The following is a 23,952-nucleotide window of genomic DNA, read 5'->3' as shown; positions in this document are numbered from 1 at the left end:
TAAACCTGAATTTCAGGATTTTAGTAGTGACACTTACCACATTCAATTCCACCCATCTGAGCGGCAGTAAGCTCTTCTACACCATATTTTTTAGACAACTCTTCGTGGATCTTCTCGTAATACTCATTACCCTCGATCCTGATATTGGTTTCACGGTGACAGTTAATACACCAACCCATTGTTAGCGGAGCATTTTGATACACTATCTCCATCTCCTGGATAGGCCCATGACATTCCTGACACTGGATACCCGCAACACTTACGTGCTGAGAGTGATTAAAATAAGCAAGATCCGGAAGATTATGAATACGAACCCACTTTACAGGTTTCTCTTCACCTGAATAGGTTCTGGTAGCAGGATCCCACCCAGCCGCATCATACAGCTTGGCAATTTCCTTATCATAAAATTCTTTAGAGTATTCTTCGGTAGCTGTTTCAGGAGCTACTTCAGAAATAGCCTTATGACAGTTCATACAAACGTTAAGCGACGGTATACCCGAATGCTTGGAGGTTCTGGCAGAAGAGTGACAGTATTTACACTCTATCTGATTATCACCCGCATGTATCCTGTGAGAATAATGGATTGGCTGGATTGGCTGATACCCCTGATCTACACCAACCTGCATCATCCACCCATAGGCAAAGTAACCAACAGCAAGCAGCACTATAATAGAACTAACAAGCAAAAGGAATTGGTTTTCTACAAATGATTTCCAGATAGGTTTTCTCTTTGGTTTTTCAGGAATAACTATTCCTGAAGCATCAGCAAAATTCCTCAGTGTCTTATTCACAAGGAACAATACAATCAACAACACCACAAGCACGAAAAGCAGAATTCCAAGAATCACATTCACTGAAATTCCTCCACCTCCACCTTGAGAACCAGCATCACCAGCAGCTCCAGTAGCCGCAGCTTTTGGCTCAGGCTTAGGCTGCTCAACATAGGCAAGAATATTTCCTATATCCTCATTGCTAAGCTGCGGAAATGCAGGCATCGCAGTTTGATTATATTCTTCATAGATAGCTACTGCCTCCTGATCACCAGAGGAGATCATAGCAGCCGAATTAGAAATCCAGGACTGGATCCACTCCATATCCCGCCTATCTGTCACACCGTGCAAAGCCGGCCCGATAGATTCTGAGTATGGCTTATGACATGCCGCACACAAAGAATTAAACAATTCCTTACCAGCAGCAGGATCCCCTAAATCGGAACCTGCAGAAGACTGTTCAGCAGACGCCTCGACTCCCGACTGATCGGCAGCAGTGGTATCCTGAGAAGCATCATTCTGAGCAAAGCCAAAGAATGTAAATGAAAATAAAAATGCTACGCTAAAGAGTAGTTGTCGCGAAGTTGAATGGCGGTAAATCACCTTTTTCATATTGTAAGTTCGATTAACGTCTAAACTTTGGTACGGTTTTTACACTCAGTATTTTAGGGCTAAAAACCTAAAAAGGTACCTTTAAATTCGTGCACAAAAGTAATACTTCTGGTGGATTTTAGGAATGTTACATAAGTGTTAATCCATAATTTATATTAGTTCTAAATAATAAATTAGCACACGTTTAAGTTATTTAATTTTACATTTGTCAAAAAGCTGAAACACATGAGAAACCTGAAATTTTCGCATCTAATTATACTCACAGCAATTGCTTTCTTTTTCACTACAGAATCAGAAGCCCAGCAGGCATCGGTGAACATACAGCAAAGTGAAAAAATAGACAAGCTGATGGAAGTCAAGAAAGAACTCAATAAAAATAACCGCATAGGTGATCGTTATGTAATTCAGTTATTTTATGGTGATAATGGAGAAGCGAATGAAGTGATACAAAAGTACAGAAGCCTATATTCTTACCCTTCTCAGATCACCTATGAAGCCCCTAATTATAAGGTATGGGTGGGCAATTTCAGGAATCGCCTGGAAGCAGACAGGGCACTATTGAAAATAAAAGACAATTTTCCTGCTGCCTTTATTCCAAAACCTCAACGTAAATAAAACAGACCTCACAAGTAAACAAAAAACCTCAAAGGTTTTGAAAACCTGTGAGGTTTAGCCTAAAAACCAAAAAAGCGGCTGATTCCAGCCGCTTTTTTTTATGATATTTTCAACTCTATTACTTAAGAGTCTTTTTAACCTCTACCTCTCTAAAGGCTTCAATAACATCTCCTTCTTTGATATCATTGTAGTTCTTGATCTGCATACCGCAATCGTAACCTTTCTTCACCTCTTTCACATCATCTTTAAAACGTTTCAATGAAGCAAGTTCTCCAGTATATATTACGACACCATCTCTAATCAAACGAACTCCAGCATTTCTATAAATTGTTCCTGAAGTTACCATACATCCAGCGATGGTCCCAATCTTAGATATCTTGAATGTCTCTCTGATCTCCGCAGTACCGGTAATCTCTTCCTTAAGCTCCGGAGAAAGCATTCCTTCCATCGCATCTTTAAGATCATTAATAGCATCGTAGATAATAGAGTATGTTCTGATATCTATCTCTTCTTTATCGGCTACCGATCTTGCGTTACCCGCAGGACGAACATTAAATCCTATAATGATCGCATCGGAAGCTGAAGCAAGCAACACATCACTTTCAGTAATAGCACCCACACCTTTGTGTATAATATTCACCTGGATCTCTTCAGTAGAAAGTTTCTGGAAACTATCGGTAAGCGCCTCCACAGAACCATCCACATCACCTTTAAGAATAATGTTCAACTCTTTAAAGTCTCCAAGGGCGATACGTCTACCAATTTCATCAAGAGTAATATGGCGCTGAGTCCTTACATTCTGTTCACGTTGCAATTGAGTACGTCTGGCAGCAATTTCCTTGGCTTCACGTTCATCTTCCATTACTTTGAAAGTATCACCAGCCTGTGGTGCACCATCAAGGCCAAGTATCGAAACAGGAGTTGAAGGACCAGCTTCTTTAACTTCATTACCGCGTTCATCATGCATGGCTTTAACCTTACCACTATGACGACCAGCAAGAACATAGTCCCCAACTTTTAAAGTACCCGACTGAACAAGGATTGTAGCTACATAACCACGCCCCTTATCAAGGAAGGCCTCCACTACTGTACCTTTAGAAAGTTTATCAGGATTAGCCTGTAGTTCAAGGATCTCTGCTTCCAGAAGAACTTTCTCCAGCAATTCCTTCACACCCTGGCCTGTCTTGGCCGAAATATCGTGAGACTGTATCTTACCACCCCAATCTTCAACCAGTAAATTCATATTGGCCAGTTTTTCCTTGATCTTTTCAGGATTTGCTGTAGGAAGATCAGATTTATTGATCGCAAATACGATAGGAACACCTGCAGCCTGTGCGTGAGAGATCGCCTCTTTTGTTTGAGGCATCACATCATCATCTGCCGCAATCACAATGATCGCAATATCGGTAACCTGAGCACCACGAGCACGCATCGCCGTAAAGGCCTCGTGACCCGGCGTATCCAGGAATGTAATTTTTTGTCCGTTCTCAAGCTTAACTCCGTAAGCGCCGATGTGCTGGGTAATACCACCACTTTCACCGGCGATCACATTTTCCTGACGGATATAATCCAGCAAGGATGTCTTACCATGGTCAACGTGACCCATTACAGTTACGATTGGAGCTCTTGGCTCAAGATCCTCCGGATCCTCTTCTACCTCTTCAACCGTTTCTTCAACATCGGCGGTTGTAAATTCTACTTCGTATCCAAATTCTTCAGCAACTATACTTAATGTCTCAGCATCAAGACGCTGATTCATGGTCACCATCATTCCAAGTGACATACATGCGGATATAACTTTGGTTACCGAAACATCCATCATGGTCGCCACCTCACTTACGGTAACGAATTCGGTTACCTTCAATACCTTTTCTTCAGATTCCTGCTGCGCAAGATCCTGCTCAGATTTCTGACGGTGCTGGTCTCTTTTCTCTCTACGGTATTTAGCTCCTTTACCTTTACTTGATTTACCCTGAAGTTTTTCAAGAGTCTCGCGAACCTGCTTTTGTACTTCTTCTTCGGTAGGCTCTTCTTTAGCGATCGGCTTACCTCTTTTGCGTCCACCTCTTTTACCAGGTCCTTGACCTCCTCCGCCTTTTACATCTTTACTGATGCGACGACGGCGTTTTTTACGCTTATCTTTCTTATCATCATCTGAAGAGGACTTCTTCTCATCCTTCTTCTTAACAGGTTTCTTGAATTGTGAAAGATCAATTTTTTTACCAGTGAAGTTAGGACCGCTAAGCTTAGTGTACTTTGTTTCAATCGTACTGGATTCCTCTTCTTTAGGCTCCTCTTTAGCTTCTTCCTTCTTAGGCTCAGACTTCTTCTCTTCTTTTACTTCTTCTTTCTCTGCTTTTGCAGCTGGTTTTTCAGGCTCTTTAGGGGCTTCAGCTTCTTTGACAGGTTCTTCAGCTGGAGCTTTAGATTCCTCTTTAGGGGCTTCTTCTTCCTCTTTTTTAGGCTCTTCACCCGGCTTTTTATCCAGGTCTATTTTACCCACAGTCTTAGGACCTTCGAGTTTAGCCCGGCTGGAAACAACTTCTTCATCCTTCTCTTTTTTCTCCTCTTCAGCCTTACGCTTTTCCTCAATTTCCTTACGTAGCTCCTCCTTCTCTTTCTTCCTTTCTTCCCCTACTTCTTTGGAAGCTACCTTTTTACTCTTGTCGGTTTGGAACTCGTCAGAAAGCACCTCGTAGATTTCTCCCGAGATTTTGGTAGTTGGACGTGCGTCTATCTCGTAGCCCTTGGAATTAAGATATTCCACAGCCCTGTCTAACGAGATATTAAACTCACGTAGAACTTTATTTAATCGCATTGTTTTCGCTTCTGCCATAAATTGCCCTCTAAATTACCTCTTTTAATGTATTCTTCGTTATAAAAAAATATTATTCTTCAAATTCTGAACGGAGAACAGCCATCACATCTTTGATGGTTTCCTCCTCCAGGTCTGTACGGCGAACAAGATCATCAACATCCTGCTCCAGTACTGCCTTAGCGGTATCCAGACCAATCTTTGAAAATTCGGCGATCACCCAATCTTCAATTTCGTCTGTAAACTCTTTCAATTCAACATCTTCCTCTACCCCTTCACGATACACATCGATCTCATAACCGGTCAACTGACCTGCAAGTCGAATATTGTGGCCGCCACGACCAATCGCTTTTGAAACCTCTTCAGGCTTCAGCATAACCTCGGCGGTTTTATTTTCTTCATCCATCTTGATGGAAGTTATCTTAGCAGGACTCAATGCCCTTGTGATGAATAACTGATCATTATTGGTGAAGTTTATCACATCGATATTTTCATTCCCTAATTCACGTACAATACTGTGAATCCTGGAACCTTTCATACCAACACATGCTCCAACCGGATCTATCCTGTCGTCATAAGAATCAACAGCTACCTTGGCTTTTTCGCCAGGAACACGTACAACTTTCTTAATCGTGATCAATCCATCAAATACTTCCGGGATTTCCTGTTCAAATAATTTCTCAAGGAAACCTGGAGCAGTCCTGGACATAATGATCGTAGGCTTATTACCTTTTAGTTCCACGCTTTCGATGATTCCTCTTACATTCTCTCCCTTACGGAAGAAATCTGATGGAATCTGGCGGTCTTTAGGAAGCACTATCTCATTTCCTTCATCATCAAGAAGAATAATGGCTCTGTGCCTTATATGATGAACTTCTGCAGTATATATCTCTCCTTCAAGATCTTTGAACTGCTTGTAAATATTCGTGTTGTCATGCTCATGGATCTTGGAGATCAGATTTTGACGCAACGCCAGAATCGCTCTTCGTCCAAGATCGGCAAGCTTCACTTCTTCAGAAACATCCTCTCCAACCTCAAAATCAGGCTCGATCTTTCTGGCCTGAGTAAGAGATATCTCCCTGTTAGGATCTTCTACTTCACCATCGGCTACCACCACTCTGTTTCTCCAAATTTCAAGATCCCCTTTATCAGGGTTTACAATAATATCAAAATTATCGTCTTCTCCATACTTTTTCTTTAAAGCATTTCTAAAAACATCCTCCAAAATCGCCATTAAGGTTACACGATCTATGAGCTTATCATCTTTAAACTCTGAGAATGACTCAATCAACGCGATATTTTCCATATCAATTTGTGATTAAAATGTTATTTTAACTTTTGCTTCCACAATATCAGAATAAGGCAAAACCACCTCTTTCTGCACTGTAACTTTTCCTTTACCTACCGGTTTTGGTTCTCTTGCCTTCCAGGAAAGCTTTATTTCGTTTTCATCGGCAGCCACAAGATCTCCTTCGAACTTGTCATCCGCGGTTTTCACCTTCAACTTCCTGCCTAAGTTTTTTTTGTATTGTCTCGGCATTAAAAGAGGTTCTGAGACTCCCGCCGAAGTTACCTCCAGGGAAAAGTCTTCTTCATCCCTGTCGAGGTTATGCTCTATAGCACGACTTACCTTTATACAGTCATTTACTGAAACTCCTTCATCCCCGTCTATTACAACCTTTATATGGTTCGCGGAGTTCACTTCAAGGCTTATTAAAAATAAGGAATTATTTTCTTCAAAGACCTTCTGTGCTAACTTTTCTACCTTCTCCTTCAGCATATGTTTATAAAAAGAGGGGACTTATGTCCCCTCGCTGCACTTTTTTTAGTTTCAACGCTGCAAATATAGCAATTATTTCCAAGTATAAAAACGTGATAATAAATGAAATATTCTTTGTAATTTTAATTACACATTCATTTACAAGCTATTACTCAAACTCATGAAAAACATCCTTGTTCCGACAGACTTCAGCGACCAGGCCGAAAGAGCGCTTAAAGTAGCCGCACAACTTGCCAGAAAGTTCGATGGAGAGATCTATTTACTGCATATGCTGGAGTTACCGCTTCAGTTAATAGACCCGGTACAGGGAAGCAGCCACAATTTACCTGAAGCCATATTTTTCATGAAACTGGCGCACCAGCGTTTCTCCAACCTGATGAAAAAACCTTATCTGGAAGGAATAAAAGTACACGAGACCGTGGAGTTTCACAGGGCTTTCGATGGAATCATGGAAATTGGCCGTGAAAAAAAATGCGACCTTATTGTTATGGGCTCCCACGGCACAAGCGGTTTTCAGGAAATGTTCATCGGTTCCAATACGGAAAAAGTGGTAAGACATTCAGAGATTCCCGTGCTGGTTATTAAGAACGAAATTCCGAATTTTGAAATTGACAATTTCATTTTTGCCACCGATGCAAATATTGAACATAAGCATACCTTAAGGAAAGCGATAAAATTTGCCAATACCATTGGAGCCAAACTTCACTTACTGTTTGTTAATACTCCTAATAATTTTATGACCAGTGAAGAAGCCAGCGAAAGAATGGCTAAATTCATAAACGAATCAAATCCCGAAAATTACGAGATACATATATATAATGACATAAGTGTGGAAAAAGGGATTTTACACTTTGCCGAAAATATGAATGCCGGACTCATAGGCATAAGTACACATGGCCGCAAAGGACTGGCACACTTCTTTAATGGAAGTATTAGTGAAGATCTTGTAAATCATGCTAACCGACCTGTTGTCACCTTCAAAATCTAGAGAAAGGTCTTTAAAGCACCTCTTTTTATAAGGTTCCAGAAATAATTCCAGAATGACCTGGTCTTATCCCGGGTAAAACTTATGTCTTTATATTCGGCTTTTTCATTAAGAGCATTGTTCTTTACAAAAAGATTGGCCACAGCTGATACGATCTTGTTCTTCCGTTCGCCATCTTTTCTCAATACCTCTACCTTAAAGTCATTATACTCCAATCTCATATCTCCGTTAGCTTTGTTATTGTTTCCGGAAAAATTGAAATACATGCTTAAAATTTCACCCTCAGCAAGTATATTCATAGCCGGTTTCAGAAACTTGTTCATTGGTTCAGCCGGTAGTCTGCCCATCTCACCCGAGACCTGGAACCTGTCATAAATATTACTCACATCAAATTGTATGTTCACTTTTAAAGGAGCAACCTTCATAAAATCAGCATTCACATCTATGCTGGTCTTTGGAAAGTCTTCCATCCCCATACCTGCATTAGTAAGGTTCTGAATATTTGCATACAAATTGGAGAACTCAACAACACCAGGCTCCCTGTCTTTATGCATCTTCTCTTCATATCTTATATAGGTGCGATACACCTCTATACTATCCAGATCAAGTTTCACAGGAAGTTTCCGGATCATGGAACTATACATTGGCTTATAGGTAGTGTCATCGGGCTGCAGTTTATCCCTGTAAATATTAAAGTTAGCTCCTGATATACCGGTAAAAGAATTACGGATTTTTAAAGAATCCTTTTCAACAGACCAGCTAAAATTATTCATGGTGATGGAGTCGACCCTCAGATCATAACGGTCTTTTTCAACCGAAATGGTCTTTTGATGACCAGATTTGGAATATTTTGGAATGATCCTGAAATCCTTTACCAACACCTTATTATTATCGATCTCAAAGTCACGAGCAGACATTTCATGTTGAGCATCCAGATCATAGAAAATACTATCGGCTTTAAGGAGAAGCAAATCATAATTAAAAGGAACAGACTCCTTTAGTGTTTTTTCATTAATACGAACATTCCTCAAGCTAATATTACTAAAACCTGTATAAAATCTGTGCTCAGAACTATCCTTTTCAAATATCTTTAATGTCCCGCCACTTATCTTCACCTTTTCAAGAAATATCTTAGGTTTGAAATCCCGGGACTTCTTAGTTGAAGTAGTATCCTTTTTATTTTCAGGGAGATTATAGACCCTTACCACAGGATTGGAAATATTGAGATCTCCCGCGACAATATCTTTTCTGGTAATATATTTCCAGAGTTTTATATTATTGAGAAGAATAGTATCTACTTCAAGAGTTTTACCTTTTATTTTAAAAATCGGCTGAATTACTTCAGCTTTCCTGTCTAAAAGTTTTACGTCAACCTTTTTGAATTTTGCGTTGACCCTTTCCAGATTAGACTCTAAAGCAGTTTTGATATTCTTTTCAAGGTAAGTGTTCAGAAATAATAACGACAAAGCCAAAAGGCCTATACCTATCAGAATTCCGATTGCAAATTTTGTAGATCTTTTCAATTACGGGTATTGATTTGTTAGAACCAATTTACAATTCGCGGTAATTTAGAGATAATGTTTAAGAGTTTTTAACTTAAAAGATTGTGAGACAGGCGATCCCCAAGTTAAATTTTCGTCAAACTTAATTCTTTCCTTTCCCGGTACGATAATTGGGTGCTATATTTGGACAGATTCAAAAAGAGAAAAAATGTTTTTTAAAGTCGGCATAAAAATAGTGTTTGTAGTTACTGAGATCTTCCTTGGGTTCTACAGCCTGCTTATTAGTGACAGTTTGTTGCTAAAGTTTATATTTTTTGCCGTCACCGCTGCGATCATAGCCTTCGGAATGCTTAAAACACTTAACAAAGTACTACCTAATAACAGGGATAATTTTCAATTAGATAAAGAGGAAGAAATTTAATTTCATTGAAAATTAAAGGAGATATATGATCCGTTGTTGAACACGACGGATTTTTTTATTTACATTGACATTTCATTTTAATCAAAAATACATGAGGCTTATTTGCCTGGCCGATACCCATAACCAACATCATGATATAGCTATACCAGAAGGTGATATTCTTATTCATGCTGGTGACTGTACCGATGGAGGGACCAAAAATGAAACTTCAGATTTCCTGGAATGGTTAACTAATCAGCCTCACGAACATAAAATCCTGGTTCCGGGAAATCACGACTTTTATTTTCAAAAACCAGAAAATTTAAAGAACCTCCCAAAAGATATTCACTTACTAATTGACCGAGGAGTTGAAATTGAAGGATTGCACTTCTGGGGGTCACCTTTTACCCCGGGCATAGGCACCTGGGCCTTTAATCGTGAAAGAGGAGCAGACATAAAAAAACACTGGGACCTTATCCCTAAAACCACAGATATCCTAATTACTCATACGCCTCCACACGGAATTCTGGACCAAATTGGAAGTGGTTTGAATTTAGGATGTGAAGAATTAAGCCAAACTTTAGAGGTTGTCCAACCAAAATATCATTTGTTTGGACATATACATCATTCATCAGGTAGCCTAAAGCGATCAAAATCGCAATATTTTAATCTATCCATTCTCGATGAACGCTTTAGAATCATGAACTCTCCGGTGGTTCTGGATCTTTAAAGTAAATACTTTCTTAATTCGGTTCTCGCGAAGTTAAAAATTTATTAACGAGGAAAGTATTACATTTTTTTTAACAGCTTTTATCCTGTGTAGTAGTATTTTAGCCGAGAAGAAAATGATGAAAACGACACCTATGAGCACATTTACTACACCCGAGATAATTGATGAAGTCAAAAATCTCATTTCTTACAGTATTAATAATAGGAACCTGGAAAATTCAAATTTCCAGACTATGCATCGCGCCATCATCAAAAAGTACTTCGAGGCAAAGCATGTAAATATCGATTATGAAAATCAAACAATCGATATGCAACTGCCTGTAGGCGGTAGAAGATATACCAATATCACTTTTGAATGTCAGGATATTGAAAGATTCCTTAAATCCTGTCTTAAGAAAGACGAAAAAAGTCTTTTCTTCTATCAAAGCCTTTTAACACACTACAACGTGATATCGGCTGCATAGAGTTACAATTCAGCCCCAATAATTATTAGTATAAAGCTTCGGTCCCTACACCGGGCTTTTTTATTTTACAGCCTCTCCAATTTCGACCAGCTTATCTACATTTATTGGCTTTGATAAGAAACCTGCCAAACCCGGGAGGTCTTCCATTTTTTCTTTATCGGAATATGCTATAGATGAAGTCACTATATAAATATCACATTTACTGAACAGGGAAGGATATGAATCCTGAAGTAGTTCTATAAACTGCCACCCATCCATGGCCGGCATATTGATGTCCAGCAAGATTACGCTTGGCAAACTGGTTTCCGGATTTTTAAGATCTTCCAGCGCATCTACAGCATTCATATAAAAGAAGGCCTTTTCAAATACACCGGCTCGGGTGATTAACTTTCTAATAATCTTCTGATAGATCTCATCATCGTCTATGACACAAATATCCTTTTTCATTTGAAGACCACTTTAAAAGTTGTGCCAACATCAGGCTCACTAGTCACCTCAACAGATCCACCCATGGCATTTACCTGATTTTTGGTAATGAACAAACCTACTCCACGGGCATCCTGCCTGCCAGAAAAAGTCTTATACAGCCCAAAAACCTTGTCCCCATGTTTTTCCAGGTCTATGCCTATCCCATTATCTTCTACCTCCAGTATCCAGTTAAATCCTTCTTTATATCCTCTTATTTTGATATAAGGCTGCCTTTCAGGATGACTATATCTTAACGCATTGGTAAGAAAATTAAGAAGCACGCTTTCCATGTAAGCAGAATTAAATGACACAACCATCTCAGCCGGAACTTTCTTACAAACCTTTGCCTCTTTTGATTTAATCTGCAACCCAAGAAGTTCAATTGTCTTATCCACATAGTCTGAAACACTGATCGGCTCAAGACTAATATCTAAATTTGTATTTATAGAAACCACTTCGTTAAGATCATGAAGGGACTGATTGAGATTCTCTGATACATTTTTCAGAAGTCTCATATAGTTCTGCTTTTCCTCTTCAGAGTCTTCAGTATCATAAAGATCTAAGATAGATTCGAGGTTACTGGAATGGGAACGCAAATTATGAGAAACAATATAGGCAAAGTTCAATAGCCTCTTGTTTTGCTCCATCACCAACTCATAGGATTTCACAAGGTTGAGCTCGGCTTCCTTCTTTGCGGTCACATCTCTTAAATTCACCACATATCCTTCTACGTTCTTTTCATTCAGAAGATTTGTAAGTGTTGCATTCACCCAGATCCAGTGAGAATTACTTGTTTTAACCCTCATAACAATTTCTGCATATGCTTTTCCCGGATTGGCATTAGCACATTTGAGTTTCTCAAGTAAAAGGTTACGTTCCTCGGCATGTATCAAAGAAAAAATATCATTTCCGGAGCACAGGAGTTCATCGTAACCCGTAATTCGTTTCAGAGAAGGGGAGCAGTAAACCGCTTCTCCCTCTTTGTTTATAATAAGAATGACCTCATTAGAATTTTCTACAAGGGACCTAAATCTTTTTTCATTCTCTATTAATTCCTGTTTGGCTTTTACCCTTGCCGATATATCCTCTACCAGAGCAATATGGGATGTTGCTGGCTGACCTTCTTCCCATAATGCAGAAACATTGAGTCTTACCCATACATTGGTTCCATTTTTTCTTTCAAGACGTTTTTCAAGACTGTACTCCCTAATACTGTTATTTCTGAGTTTCCTCATGAGCTCAGTATTCTCCACAAGATCATCAGGATGGGAAACATCCTTATAATCCATTGTCTTCAATTCTTCTTCAGAATATCCCAGCAATTCCTGAAAACGTTTATTGGTTTGCTGGATCATTCCTGTTTTGGAATTCACCCTCGCCATTCCAATAGCAGCCTGGTTAAAAATAGTTCGGAAGCGCAGTTCACTTTTAGCAAGCTCTCCCGCCTGCTCTTTTACCCTCGCTTCAAGAATTAAAGGCTGTTTCATCGCATTGTAAATGATCCAGCCAAATGCACCTGAAAGGATAAGAATCAGAAAGGCAACGGGCACTACGGCATACAGAGGCTGATATGGATCCAGTGGAATAATATAAATCTTCCAGTCCCCATCGGGCAGGGTAATGTGTTCAGAATAGGATCCATCTACTCCAGAAACTCCTTTAAGGAAGAATTCCTCTTTGTTTGTTACCGGATTCACTTTGGAGAACTGGAACTTATACCTTTCTCCCGACAGTTCCCTAATCCCCGACTGATGGATCAGATTGTCAAAATCTATAAGAACAGCAACAAATCCCCAGAATTCATTCTTTATAAATACGGGAAGTCTTCCCACTATAGCCACTCCACCCTGCTTCAGTTCAAAAGGCCCTCCAAAGAACATCCGTCTTCTTTCAATTGCCTTAAAAGCTTCCTCGTTACGTGTACTATCCTGTAGGATGTTATAATTTATAGCGGCTTTATTCTCCTCGTAAGGATACACTTTTGTTATAATCCCATCGGGAACTATTTCAATCGCGTCTATATTAGGATTATTGTCAACCAGTTGGGGTGCTACTTCGTCAAAGTTATCGATCTTACCATCATTGTCGATTTGCAGAGCAAGTGAAAGAGCTGCCGAATAGCTGTATTTAAGGGACTGATCTATATTCTGCTCCACCACATCAATGATTCCCTCCATTTCACTCTGACGGGATTCCTCCAGGATCTGGTAGCGCTGCCATAACATGAAAAAACCGATAAGCAGCAGAAACAGGAATGCAAGCAAGCCTATAAGGAATGGCTTCCTTTTAGAGATGGTGTTAGGGTTTTTAATGGTTTGGGCCATTCAACGAGGTTAAAGGCTGGTTTAGGGCTTAAATTTTAGGGTTGTCAAATATAGGTAATTAGCTGTAAATATGAAGATTAATTTTGAGTTCGGAGTTCGGAGTTCGGAGTATTGAGTATTGAGTATTGAGTATTGAGAAGTTAAATAAAGGAATTTTAAATGTTGAATTTTGAATTGTTGTTAACGGAGAGTAGAGAATAGAGAAGAGATGTGTTAGGTTTTAAATGTCGAATGACTAATGTCAGGCTGAGCGTCCTGAGCTTGTCGAAGGAGCGGTGCCTTTCTCTGGGATGTTGAATTATTGAAAAGAGAAAATAGAGTATAGACTTACTACGGACTGACGACTAGAGACTACCAACTAAAAAACCTTAAGGTCTTTGCGAGGCGAAGCCGTGGCAAACTCTTATAGAATAGCTTATAGCTTTAAGCAGTAAGTTTTAAGCTCTTTTTTAAAAGATAAATTTTGAATGTTGAATTATTGAAAATAGAGAAGATAACATAGAGGATAGACTTACTCCCGACTAAAGACTAAAGACTAAAGACTACCAACTAATAAGGAGATTCCTTCGCTTTGCTCGAAATGACTTACACCCACAACACACAACATACAACACACAACTCTCAACTCACAAAAGAGAACGCACAACACACAACCCCGAACTACAAACTACCGAATACTCAAAACTGCTTTGAAAGGCTAAGGCCGGCGCCGTATACAGGCTTGGCAACATTGGAATATTCTGCTCCCAGCATTATGCAAAGCTTAAAAGGTTCTTTAAGCAGTCCCATTTCATAACTCAGATAGATTTCATCCCGGTTTGGCGTGTATCGTTTAGACAAGGTTCCATCCTTACGAACATAAGTGGCCAGTAATTTAAATGGATAGCTCAAAAAATAATTATTGAAATTACCTGCTAAACCAATATGGTGAGCGAGGAATTTATTGCCAGTGATAATTGGAGTCTCCTCATCAAAATCAAAAAATGGCACTCCTATAATTTGATCCTGATAGGTCCAACCCGATCTATAAATTCCGTTCCAAAAATAGTAATCATACTTATGGGGTGCAGAACTGTTCATACTCTGGTTACGGGTATAGTAGAATTCATAGATCCAGCTCTGGAAAAGACTGTTCTCCTCTTTATTCTCAAAATAGAATCCATACCTTCCGTCAGGAAAATTGGCATAACGACTGCCTGTACCGTCTTCAAAATAATGATTATATATAAACCTGAATCTAAGATTTCCTAATTCTCGACTTAAATAAAGTTCATAAGTTCCTAAATGGCTACCTAATACATTTTGCTGATCTTGAACTAACGCATTTTCACCTCCTTCTCTCCCAGTAATGATCATAAAATAATCCTTAAGCCCAGTAGGTTGAGAACCTCCGACTGGAGATTTACCTCCCCACTGAGCAAAATGCCTGATCCCTCCTTTTAATATCCAGTCTTGATTTAAATTATAGACGAGGTATAAACTTTTGGAATGTAATCTAGTTCCCTTTACAAAACGATCGTTCCCCATTAAATATTCCGCCCATGAAAATTCGAATCCCAGCTTTTCATTTTGATTAAAATAAATAGTTTCATCAGTTTTTATCTGTATCCCCGGCATTGGACTTGCGTTCAAGGACCAGGCAAAATTCTCATTGGCAGCACTTAATCCATTGTATAACTCCTCGTAATGTTTCCTCCCGGCAATTAAACTGAACTTCGAATATTTAAAATCAATATATAGTTCATCAATAAAATCATCGTTCAGGTAATCATCCTGGTATAAAAGTCCTCCACCTATCTCCAAGCTGGATTTTTCAGAAATAGTATAATCCATCTTCCCACTTATCCAGCCTGCCATAGTAGTTTCTTCAGATATTCTGCCTCTCTGATTACTATAGAACCAGAATGGCAATTTTTCTTTATTCGAATAATATCCCTGAAGATTTAGACTTCCTGAAAAATCGACTTGAGAGAATACCTGGAAACCAGACATTAAGAGGATATATAATAAGCTTATTCTTATTTTCACCTTGTAATCGTTTATAAAAAAGAAAAGCTTAAAGCGATTTAGTACTTTAAGCTGGTCTTAAAATTTAAATTTATTTTATTACAATAATTAAGAGCCTTTCGACAAGCTCAGGGCATCAAACTAATTGGTTATAGATATTGTTAATTGATCATTGGAAGGACTGAACACTGAGCCTGACGAAGGGTCGAAGTCCTACCAAAAAGCAGCTTTGTTTCTTAATTTTTGCAAAAAGGACTTCTTTTCCTCGCCATAAGCATAACCATATTTATTACCGTAACCAAAGTTTGCCCATTTTACATCATTAAGTACAAAACTTACATCATGTAACTTCCCATCATTCTTCGCATCTGCAGCAAAGTTCAATAGCTTCTTCTCCGTATAACCAGCTCTCACCACGTAAAGGGTGATATCTGCCCATTTATTGATCAGGAAGGTATCGGTTACTACCAGTGAGGGAGCAGTATCAACAATTATATAGTCATACATCGCTTCAAGTTCCTTAAACATCTCACCCGTCTTGGTTCTCCTCCAAAGTTCTGATGGGTTAGGCGGAATGTTTCCTGACGGAAGCAAATTAAGATTTTTATGATGTTTCGATTGACGAATTAGATCACCAAGCCTAAGATCATCATTTGCCAGGTAATCGCTCACTCCGTTATAAAGTCTTGCGTCTTCCTCAAATCGTTGTAACTGCGGATTCCTTAGATCTGCTCCAATGATGAGCACTTTTTTATTCGTATTTGCCAGGGTAAGAGCCAGATTGAAAGAAACCAGGGTCTTACCTTCTCCCTTTACTGTAGAAGTGACAAAAATAGTATTGCCTCTTTCCTTTTCTGCAGTGTTCACAATAAGATATTGCAAATTGGTATGTAGTATCCTGAATGCTTCTGCCAGGACACTCCGGTCATTATGCAGGATCATTTCATTTTCTTTTCTTGCCACACTAGGGATCTCCCCAACAATTGGAATTTCTTTAGTCACTTTTTCCATATCCTCCCTGCTTTTAACTGTATTGCTGAGAAGATTCTTCAGATAGATCACCAGGAATGGAATTAACAATCCAAGTATAAGCGCTGCAAGTAAAATGATTTTCGGTTTTGGAGACACCGGTGCAACCGAACTGTATGCCCTGTCTACGATCTTTGCTTTGGGCGCAGTCACTGCCAGGCTTAAGGAATTTTCCTCCCTTTTCTGAAGCAGAAATAGATAAAGGGATTCCTTTATATTCTGCTGCCTTTCGATCCCTCTGTACTGTCTTTCCTTTGCCGGAACAGCAGAAATTTTAGAATTTATAACCGAGCCCTGTCTTTCCAGTTCCTGTTGAGAAACTCTTAGATTAGCCCTTAACCTTTCAAAACTATGCAATACATTATCCCGTATCTGGTCGATCTGACTGTTAAGTCTAACCACTACAGGATTCTTTTCAGTAGAACCGGCAAGGATCCTGTTACGTTCAAGTACCAGATTATTATATTCCTCTATACTGGCGTTTACTGACTGTTCTTCAATTCCAAGGTTAGCCGGAAGCAGATCAGACTGTGAGCCTGATTTCAGATAATCGATCATGGTATTGGCCAGTTCCAGTTGAGTAGCAATTTCCTGTTCACGTTTATTATAATCGCTGGCATTTTCAATGAACATCTCGGCTTCGGCTTCAATATCGGTAAGGCGGTTGGCTTCCTTGAAATTCTCTTTTCCGGTCTCCACCGAATCCAGTTCCTGGTTGATGATTTGCAGACGTTCATCAATGAAATCAGCGGTATTTCTTGCAACAAGATTTTTATCTTCAATAGCTTCACGATTGTATTCAAAGATCAACTGGTTAAGGATATCCTGAGCCTTCGCTTTAACTTCATCATCCATTCCCAGCTCTATAAGACTTGAATTTTTATCGGTTAGATTCAACTGAAGCTTTTCTCTGTATTTTAATACTACTGGTTCAATATTGGAAAAGCGAAGTCCCACATTGGGAACTCCTTCTTCTAAAGGAATAAAATCGCTATTCTCTACCACAATTATATCGGCAAAAGGAATTTCCAGAGGCTGGCCAAATTTGCCCTTAAAAACTTCCCCGGTTTCTTTATTGACCAGTTCAAAGCCTTCTTCCGAAACATTGGTTAGAAGAAACTGGTTTGCTCCTTCACTGGAAAATTCAGAGAGCTTCTTTTCATCAGGCTTTAACACCTGAACGAAATAAGGGGAATCCCTGTATAACTCTGAACTCTTTATAGCATCATCATCATAATAGGTAATATTCAGGTTTAAAGCCTTTACCACACTGGTCATCATTCGTTTCGATTTGAGGATCCCAATTTCATTCTCAATGGAATTAGTTCCCATTCCTCCTAAAAGGCCAAGATCGGCAAAGGCCGCCATTTCCGAAGAAGGAGATTTACTCTCCTCATCTTTTATAATAATACTCGCAATGGTATGGTAACTTGGGGTGGTAACTCTTAAGTATGCAAAAGCAATGAATACACAAATTAGAACACCAAGAACAAACCATGGCCAGTGCTTACTATATTTCTCTAGTTCTTCCCTAAGATCGATCTCTTCTTCCTGTGGACGGGAATTATGATTTTGCTGTGACATATTAATTGGTAATTAAGACTGCTAATGAGATTAGAACAGAGGCTATGGAAATATACACTCCTGCATTACGGTTATAACTGGCTGACTGCATTTGAGCACCATTAGGCTCTACATAGAGCACATCATTCTGCTGTAAATAATAAAAAGGAGAGTTTATTACACTTGGGTCTGTAAGATCTAGGTAGGCATGGATCTTCTTGTCATTCTCTTCCCGCATCACAAGCACATTATCCCTTCTTCCATATATACTTAGATCACCGGCCAGACCAAGAGCTTTGGGCAAACTGAGATATTCATCTTTGACATCAAAGGTACCGGGACGGTTTACCTCACCTAAAACACTTACCTGGAAGTTCACGATCCTTATATTCACTATAGGATCCTGAACATATTCACTAATCTGTTCCTTTAATTTACCGGATAATTCTTGTCGGCTCAGTCCTTCCACTGATACTGTTCCCAATACAGGGAATTCAATATTGCCATCGGAATCCACTAAATAAGTTTGCATCTGCTGTCTACCACCAACAGTAAGTTCACCCTGCATTCCTCCCTGTGGCACCCCGATCACCGGAAGATTAAAAGGTAATGCGGCTTCCTGCTCTGGAGCCGAAACGCTTATTGTTAGAAGGTCATTTGGTTTAATTTCAAGACTGGTATTAATATTTTCATCCAATACTTCGTCTGCTTTTTCCAGTCCCTGGAAATATACTATTTCCTTACGGGAAACACAGGAAGTAGTAAGTATAGTGATCAGAAACATAGTGATCACCGGTCTAAAAAATTGAGGGGATTGCATTTCCATAAAATTTTTGCGAATATAGAATTATTAAATCTTTATAAGGTGTGGAACTCAATTATGCAAATGAGTTGATACGTTTTATCTCCCTGGCTCTCTTTTTAAGGATCTGGAAAAGTAAAGCTATACTAGCGCCTATGCCGATCATAGCCAGAACCAGCATATCATGACCCAAATATTTGCTCAATAAAATAAAACTTAAAATTACCAGGATATTTAAAATTGCCAGGCTAAAACTGGCTTTAAAATGAGATAAACCAAGGTCAAGTAAGATATGGTGGATATGATTACGATCTGCAACGAAAGGACTTTTCCCTGATAGGATCCTCAAAATCATCACCCTCAAGGTATCAAATAAAGGTAGAAAAAGCACTGAGGCAACATAAACCAGCCTTGCATTGTTTAGATACTGGACTTTTGAATCAAATGCTAATGCGAGAATCTTAAGTGTAAGACATGCTATTACAAGGCCGATGATAAGAGATCCTGAATCTCCCATAAAGATCTTATTCCTACCCCGGGAAAAATTGAACCGAAGGTAAGCAAAAAGAATTCCGGCGACACATACGCTTACCAATACGAAATATGGATTCCCCGATGCATAAAATGCAGCTGCATAAGCCAGACTAATAACGATTCCCGCCATGGAAGCCAGCCCGTCAATTCCATCTATAAGATTATAGGCATTTATAACGGCTACTACTATAAAAGCACTTAAAAAGTATCCATACGCCTCATGAATATCATAGATCCCGAGAAAACCATGTAGACTGGTGATCTGCAATTCAGGAGAAAACACCAGAAAGAAGGCCGCACATAACTGACCGAAAAGTTTGACTCGAGCTGTTGAAATGACCAGATCGTCCTTCAGTCCCACCATGAATAATAAAGTGGCTGCTACAATAAGATGGTTTCCTGTATAGGTGGTTTTCACGCTTTGAAGGATTGAAATGATCAGCACTAAAACCATAAAAAAGGCTACCCCTCCAAAATTAGGCACCATCTTGTCATGGGAGCTTCTTTCATTAATTGTTTTCATTAGATCCTTTTTTTTGGTAACCCAAAGAACTTTGGGTATAAAGTACCAGGTAGCACTAAAGGCAATTGTAAAAACACAAAAAACAAAGAACAGATAATTAGTACGAAATAATCCAAGGATTACCTCGTGATCAAGAATATTCATTTGTAAGATATAGATTAGGTTAATATGAAATAGACCTATTGGTAGGGCAATAATTATATTTTTAAAAATTTTGCTTTTACAAGTTCAAATAGAAATTTTGGAGTAGAAATCAAATTCCTCTTTGCTAATCTCCTGGGTTCCTTTAAAAATCGTGGTAACCATTCCAGACCTAATCCTATCCAAAATTTAGATGGCCTTTTAACTGTTCCTGCATAAAAATCAAATACTGCACCTATGGAGCAAATCACTCTTGCATTAAGATTATCCCTGTTTTCAAAAACCCACTTTTCTTGTTTTGGCGCAGTCATTCCTACAAATAGCACATCAGGAGAAACCTTATTCACCTCTGAAAACATCTCGGAATTATCAATATGATTAAAAAATGATTTATAAGGTGGTGAATAGCACTCTATCTTGACATTTGGATATTCTTTTGATGCTCTGTTCTTGATTAAACTTAAAGTATTTGGTGCTGCACCCAAAAAGAATGCTGTTCCACTAGACTCATTCAATTGTTTCATTAGTGAGACAAATAAATCATACCCAGCTATTTTTAAAATTCTCTTTTTCTTTAAAATTCTTGCCGCAAGAACGATTCCTATACCATCTGGCAGTAAAAAATCGCTTCCCAATAAAGCTTCACGGAATGTAGCATCAGACTTTGCAACACAGTATGAATGCGGATTTATGGTATTCACAATTAACTGTTTATCATAATTAATTAAAGGTAATTTTGAGCTGATTGTATAACCTAATAATTCCATGAAACCAAATTTTCTAAAATTTCATTAAGTCTATATTCAAAAGCCTCGAGGGTAAATTCCTCAGTATATTTTAAATTCCCATATGCCCCCATTTTCTCCCTTAATTCTCTATCTTTAATTAGAATCTCTAATTTATCAGCAATTTCAAAAGCATCATTCTTTTGAACTAAAAATCCATTTTTTTCATTCTCAACCATCTCGGAAATTCCACCTTCTATGGTAGAAACTACTGGTAAAGAAAACTGAAGAGCTTCTAATATTACTAACGGAAAACAATCATTTAAAGTAGGAAGTACAAATACGTGAGATTTTAATAAATACTCTAGTTTCTCATTTCCATACTTTTTACCCTCATAAAACACGAAATTTTTTAACCCAAAGTCATTTATTTTACTATTAAAAAACTCAGCTGAAACATCTCCTTCTCCGCCAATGTATGAACAGTGAAAATGGATGCCGCGATCCTTCAACTTTTTAAGGGCTTCCAATAGCACAAACACACCTTTAGATTCTATTAAATTTGAAAGGAAAAGTAGTTGAACCTTTTTGATTTCCTTATCAATTCCATTTAATGAAACTTTCTTACCATACTGCGGTATTCCATTAGGACAAATATGCACCTTTCGTCTATCAACATATTTTTGAATATCCGGATAGAGATTCTCTGAAAGCAGAATTATTTCCGCATCCTTAAAAACTTTTCTGTATAGAAAGTTATCAAAGGACTTGGCTTCTCTTTTTTGAATTCCTTTATTATGAAAATGATAAACCAATTTTCCTTCTCCCAGTTTAGCGACAATAGCCACTAGAGCATCCTTATAAAAACCAACTCCATTAGAATTCAAAGTAAAGTATGTGAGATCGGGTCTAAAAAAAATCGTCTGGTAAAAAGTTTTAAAAAGAATTTTAAAATACCTCAACCATTTCAAGATTCCCACATCACCGATTTCATTTATATCCCTGGATGTCCCAAGATTAATATATCGGGTATTGAAACCTTCATTAATTAAATCACTTTTCCGGATATAGTCTCCAACCATTGCTGCTCCATGAACAGGAGGAGGATAATGTAAAATAAATAGTATTTTCTTTTTCAAACTCTAAATTAGTTCTGAATAAATAGAATTCAACTTTTCAATTTTATTATCCCATTTAAAATCTTGGGCCCTCCTTGAAGCTCCCAAAGACAATTTTTGTCTTAAATTTTCATCTTTCCCAAGAGTCTCCAAGGCCTCTTTTAAATACAATCTACTTTCCCGTGGTTTTTTAACTGGAATTTTAATACCGCAACTTTCATCAATAATATTTGAAAATCCGCAGTGATCTAATGCCACAACAGGCAAAGCGTACGATAAAGCTTCAAGTGTAACTGTCGATGTCAAATCGCTGATACTTGTTATACAAAATACATGACCAGTTTTCATGATATCAATAGCTTTACTTTTTTCTAACCAACCGTACCACTTACTTTTAATATTCAAATTACCAGCCAAAACCTTCCACCTCTTTGTCATCTCTCCGGTCCCTAGAACATGTAAACGATAATTCAATGAAGAGTTTTTTAATGCATTAAGCAAGAGTGGCAAATTTTTACCAGCAGTATGTTGCCCACTCCACACAATTTCTAATGTTTCATCAGAAGTTGAACGAAAATGTGGCTGAAAAAGATCATCTTCCATTTTACCCACTTCAGGTATTACAATAGAATTTTTTTTCCAAATTTTACCGATTAAGGTTTTATTGGACTGGGTTGCTGCTATAAGTTTTACAGATTCTCTCTTTGCAGCTTTTTTTGGCCTAATAGCATTATTACGCTGCCATAGGTTGATTAGATTCCTGCCTGCATAAAAACACATTCCTTTCAAACCTAAAGAGGGCAAAAAATTCCAAGGCGAATTCTCCATACCCCCTATAGGTCCCCAAACAAAGGGCTTATTTATTTTCCAGAGATAACCTGGCTCTCTATATCCTACCATATTCAATTGATGGATAAGATCAAATTTCTCTACTTCTTCAAGGTTTTGTGCCAGTTTAAATGCCCTTTTTTGCCATTCTCTATAAAACCAATAGTAAGACGGCGGCCATATCTTTCTTAATTTCTTGTTTCTTTTTTTGTGGATAAAATAGAAATTCAGATTTTTCGAAATTTCAGGATTTTTCGACAAAAAATCCTCTACAGGTTTTTTCCATTTCTTTTTTTCTGAAATGACATGAACTTCATGGTATTTACTTAAACCCAATACAAAATTCCAACCCATACCCGGTTCGGAACCTCTATCTGGTGAGCAAGCGTACGCTGACACTAGAATTTTAAGCTTCTTTTGCATAATCCAGCAGATTTTCAAAATGCTTTTTTAGTAAAGAATTAGCTTTTTTCGATTCTTTATCAATCTTGATTTCTGCAAATTCTATTAGTTGATCTTTCCAATTAGCAACTTTTATTTTATCAAAGTAATATTCCAAATTCTCTCTGCCCTCACTAAGTATAGACCCTATATCTTTTTTTGGGTTTAATAAAAAATTGGTTTGAAACAAATAGGTAAAAAAATCATAACCAACCGGATAGTTACCTGCCAACTCCCAATCATAAATTAAGATTTCTCCTTCATTAATCATGAGGTTCCATGGGCAAAAATCTCCATGAGCGAAACAGTAATATTCATTATTATTATTGGTTTTATCAGAAGTGATTACCTTTAAATTATTTATTTCAATTAGCCTGTTCAAAATCTCTTTTGTGAGCCTTGATGTATTGATCTTTTCACCTGATAAAACTGTAGTTTGTAGCAAAGCGAAATCATCCCCTTCATCGTAAGCAATAACTTTCGGCACAAAATGGAAATCATTAAGTTGCTTAAGAACGAAATGCTCATTCCTAACATTGTCGATTGCTATTTTTGAATCGGCATATTTTATGAAAAACTTTCGCTTTTTCTCCATGCAAAGTCCAGTCACCTTACGTTCAGGCCCAATTGTTCCTCGGTTAAAGGCAATAAGAACATTCTTGCCAATCACAGATCTGATTCTTTTATCAGGAATGTAAGCTTCAATATTATCCTTAGCCAATAACAATCTAAATAGACCAATTTTTCTAAACATCCACCATGAAAGGTTTCCTAGTT

The 23,952-nt window shown here is 38.2% G+C and carries 20 protein-coding genes; 5 read left to right on the top strand and 15 right to left on the bottom strand.

Translation table 11 applies throughout. From position 1 onward, the window contains the following. Positions 1-20 precede the first annotated feature (20 nt). Positions 21-1,382, bottom strand: coding sequence for a c-type cytochrome (locus NE848_RS05260; RefSeq protein WP_252111176.1), 1,362 nt, complete (start codon positions 1,380-1,382; stop codon positions 21-23). A gap of 225 nt (positions 1,383-1,607) precedes the next feature. Here NE848_RS05260 and NE848_RS05255 point away from each other — a divergent pair, with 225 nt between their 5' ends. After that, positions 1,608-1,997 carry an SPOR domain-containing protein gene (locus tag NE848_RS05255; protein WP_252111175.1) on the top strand — a complete coding sequence of 130 codons (390 nt, stop codon included), beginning with the start codon at positions 1,608-1,610 and terminating at the stop codon, positions 1,995-1,997. 118 nt (positions 1,998-2,115) lie between these two features. Here NE848_RS05255 and infB read toward each other — a convergent pair whose 3' ends face one another. The 3 genes from infB to rimP are packed head-to-tail and all read right to left on the bottom strand — an operon-like array spanning position 2,116 to position 6,592. Further along, positions 2,116-4,833 (bottom strand): translation initiation factor IF-2, encoded by a 2,718-nt coding sequence (infB, locus tag NE848_RS05250; protein ID WP_252111174.1) that lies wholly within the window; start codon positions 4,831-4,833, stop codon positions 2,116-2,118. A gap of 52 nt (positions 4,834-4,885) precedes the next feature. Further along, positions 4,886-6,118 carry a transcription termination factor NusA gene (gene nusA, locus NE848_RS05245; protein WP_252111173.1) on the bottom strand — a complete coding sequence of 411 codons (1,233 nt, stop codon included), beginning with the start codon at positions 6,116-6,118 and terminating at the stop codon, positions 4,886-4,888. Between the two features lie 12 nt (positions 6,119-6,130). Then, a complete protein-coding gene (gene rimP / locus NE848_RS05240) occupies positions 6,131-6,592 on the bottom strand; it encodes a ribosome assembly cofactor RimP (protein WP_252111172.1) in 462 nt (153 codons plus the stop codon). Between the two features lie 160 nt (positions 6,593-6,752). Between rimP and NE848_RS05235 the strand changes: the two genes are divergently transcribed. Continuing rightward, positions 6,753-7,580 carry a universal stress protein gene (locus NE848_RS05235; protein WP_252111171.1) on the top strand — a complete coding sequence of 276 codons (828 nt, stop codon included), beginning with the start codon at positions 6,753-6,755 and terminating at the stop codon, positions 7,578-7,580. On the opposite strand, the gene NE848_RS05230 is transcribed toward NE848_RS05235, so the two are convergent. Then, positions 7,577-9,100: a hypothetical protein gene (locus NE848_RS05230; RefSeq protein WP_252111170.1), complete on the bottom strand. Its 1,524-nt coding sequence runs from the start codon at positions 9,098-9,100 to the stop codon at positions 7,577-7,579. The genes NE848_RS05235 and NE848_RS05230 overlap by 4 nt on opposite strands. A gap of 187 nt (positions 9,101-9,287) precedes the next feature. Here NE848_RS05230 and NE848_RS05225 point away from each other — a divergent pair, with 187 nt between their 5' ends. The 3 genes from NE848_RS05225 (at position 9,288) to NE848_RS05215 (ending at position 10,672) form a co-directional block, all read left to right on the top strand. Then, positions 9,288-9,500 (top strand): hypothetical protein, encoded by a 213-nt coding sequence (locus NE848_RS05225; RefSeq protein ID WP_252111169.1) that lies wholly within the window; start codon positions 9,288-9,290, stop codon positions 9,498-9,500. A 91-nt stretch (positions 9,501-9,591) separates the two neighbouring features. Further along, the gene (locus NE848_RS05220) at positions 9,592-10,209 is read left to right on the top strand and encodes a metallophosphatase domain-containing protein (RefSeq protein ID WP_252111168.1); all 618 of its coding nucleotides are present in this window, start codon (positions 9,592-9,594) and stop codon (positions 10,207-10,209) included. Between the two features lie 133 nt (positions 10,210-10,342). After that, the gene (locus tag NE848_RS05215; protein ID WP_252111167.1) at positions 10,343-10,672 is read left to right on the top strand and encodes a hypothetical protein; all 330 of its coding nucleotides are present in this window, start codon (positions 10,343-10,345) and stop codon (positions 10,670-10,672) included. A 60-nt stretch (positions 10,673-10,732) separates the two neighbouring features. On the opposite strand, the gene NE848_RS05210 is transcribed toward NE848_RS05215, so the two are convergent. The 10 genes from NE848_RS05210 to NE848_RS05165 form a co-directional block, all read right to left on the bottom strand. Beyond that, entirely contained in the window at positions 10,733-11,119 is a 387-nt protein-coding gene (locus tag NE848_RS05210; protein ID WP_252111166.1) for a response regulator, read from the bottom strand. Then, the gene (locus NE848_RS05205) at positions 11,116-13,464 is read right to left on the bottom strand and encodes a sensor histidine kinase (protein ID WP_252111165.1); all 2,349 of its coding nucleotides are present in this window, start codon (positions 13,462-13,464) and stop codon (positions 11,116-11,118) included. The genes NE848_RS05210 and NE848_RS05205 overlap by 4 nt, the downstream gene beginning before the upstream one ends. Before the next feature lie 678 nt (positions 13,465-14,142). Continuing rightward, entirely contained in the window at positions 14,143-15,492 is a 1,350-nt protein-coding gene (locus NE848_RS05200; RefSeq protein ID WP_252111164.1) for a capsule assembly Wzi family protein, read from the bottom strand. Positions 15,493-15,684: 192 nt separating this feature from the next. Then, positions 15,685-18,084 (bottom strand): GumC family protein, encoded by a 2,400-nt coding sequence (locus NE848_RS05195; protein WP_252111163.1) that lies wholly within the window; start codon positions 18,082-18,084, stop codon positions 15,685-15,687. A 1-nt stretch (position 18,085) separates the two neighbouring features. After that, positions 18,086-18,883, bottom strand: a complete 798-nt coding sequence (locus NE848_RS05190) for a polysaccharide biosynthesis/export family protein (protein WP_252111162.1) — start codon at positions 18,881-18,883, stop codon at positions 18,086-18,088. Positions 18,884-18,941: 58 nt separating this feature from the next. After that, positions 18,942-19,922 (bottom strand): MraY family glycosyltransferase, encoded by a 981-nt coding sequence (locus NE848_RS05185; protein ID WP_252111161.1) that lies wholly within the window; start codon positions 19,920-19,922, stop codon positions 18,942-18,944. Positions 19,923-20,119: 197 nt separating this feature from the next. Then, the gene (locus NE848_RS05180; RefSeq protein ID WP_252111160.1) at positions 20,120-20,830 is read right to left on the bottom strand and encodes a WecB/TagA/CpsF family glycosyltransferase; all 711 of its coding nucleotides are present in this window, start codon (positions 20,828-20,830) and stop codon (positions 20,120-20,122) included. After that, positions 20,818-21,927 carry a glycosyltransferase family 4 protein gene (locus NE848_RS05175; RefSeq protein ID WP_252111159.1) on the bottom strand — a complete coding sequence of 370 codons (1,110 nt, stop codon included), beginning with the start codon at positions 21,925-21,927 and terminating at the stop codon, positions 20,818-20,820. The genes NE848_RS05180 and NE848_RS05175 overlap by 13 nt, the downstream gene beginning before the upstream one ends. 3 nt (positions 21,928-21,930) lie before the next feature. Further along, positions 21,931-23,157, bottom strand: a complete 1,227-nt coding sequence (locus tag NE848_RS05170) for a glycosyltransferase family 4 protein (RefSeq protein WP_252111158.1) — start codon at positions 23,155-23,157, stop codon at positions 21,931-21,933. Beyond that, a complete protein-coding gene (locus NE848_RS05165; RefSeq protein WP_252111157.1) occupies positions 23,141-23,929 on the bottom strand; it encodes a phosphotransferase in 789 nt (262 codons plus the stop codon). Before NE848_RS05165 ends, NE848_RS05170 begins: the two co-directional genes overlap by 17 nt. Between the last annotated feature and the right edge of the window lie 23 nt (positions 23,930-23,952).

It is taken from the genome of Gramella jeungdoensis, assembly GCF_023805255.1.
Classification (GTDB): Bacteria; Bacteroidota; Bacteroidia; order Flavobacteriales; family Flavobacteriaceae; genus Christiangramia; species Christiangramia jeungdoensis.
The sequence above is the reverse complement of the archived record's forward strand: the minus strand, read 5'-3'. Positions and strand labels throughout refer to the sequence as shown.

Excerpts from the sequence above, each read along its gene's own strand:
- NE848_RS05260 (WP_252111176.1), bottom strand. The coding sequence starts at position 1,382 with ATGAAAAAGGTGATTTACCGCCATTCAACTTCGCGACAACTACTCTTT.
- NE848_RS05255 (WP_252111175.1), top strand. The coding sequence starts at position 1,608 with ATGAGAAACCTGAAATTTTCGCATCTAATTATACTCACAGCAATTGCT.
- infB (WP_252111174.1), bottom strand. The coding sequence starts at position 4,833 with ATGGCAGAAGCGAAAACAATGCGATTAAATAAAGTTCTACGTGAGTTT.
- nusA (WP_252111173.1), bottom strand. The coding sequence starts at position 6,118 with ATGGAAAATATCGCGTTGATTGAGTCATTCTCAGAGTTTAAAGATGAT.
- rimP (WP_252111172.1), bottom strand. The coding sequence starts at position 6,592 with ATGCTGAAGGAGAAGGTAGAAAAGTTAGCACAGAAGGTCTTTGAAGAA.
- NE848_RS05235 (WP_252111171.1), top strand. The coding sequence starts at position 6,753 with ATGAAAAACATCCTTGTTCCGACAGACTTCAGCGACCAGGCCGAAAGA.
- NE848_RS05225 (WP_252111169.1), top strand. The coding sequence starts at position 9,288 with ATGTTTTTTAAAGTCGGCATAAAAATAGTGTTTGTAGTTACTGAGATC.
- NE848_RS05220 (WP_252111168.1), top strand. The coding sequence starts at position 9,592 with ATGAGGCTTATTTGCCTGGCCGATACCCATAACCAACATCATGATATA.
- NE848_RS05215 (WP_252111167.1), top strand. The coding sequence starts at position 10,343 with ATGAGCACATTTACTACACCCGAGATAATTGATGAAGTCAAAAATCTC.
- NE848_RS05210 (WP_252111166.1), bottom strand. The coding sequence starts at position 11,119 with ATGAAAAAGGATATTTGTGTCATAGACGATGATGAGATCTATCAGAAG.
- NE848_RS05205 (WP_252111165.1), bottom strand. The coding sequence starts at position 13,464 with ATGGCCCAAACCATTAAAAACCCTAACACCATCTCTAAAAGGAAGCCA.
- NE848_RS05195 (WP_252111163.1), bottom strand. The coding sequence starts at position 18,084 with ATGTCACAGCAAAATCATAATTCCCGTCCACAGGAAGAAGAGATCGAT.
- NE848_RS05190 (WP_252111162.1), bottom strand. The coding sequence starts at position 18,883 with ATGCAATCCCCTCAATTTTTTAGACCGGTGATCACTATGTTTCTGATC.
- NE848_RS05185 (WP_252111161.1), bottom strand. The coding sequence starts at position 19,922 with ATGAAAACAATTAATGAAAGAAGCTCCCATGACAAGATGGTGCCTAAT.
- NE848_RS05180 (WP_252111160.1), bottom strand. The coding sequence starts at position 20,830 with ATGGAATTATTAGGTTATACAATCAGCTCAAAATTACCTTTAATTAAT.
- NE848_RS05170 (WP_252111158.1), bottom strand. The coding sequence starts at position 23,157 with ATGCAAAAGAAGCTTAAAATTCTAGTGTCAGCGTACGCTTGCTCACCA.
- NE848_RS05165 (WP_252111157.1), bottom strand. The coding sequence starts at position 23,929 with ATGTTTAGAAAAATTGGTCTATTTAGATTGTTATTGGCTAAGGATAAT.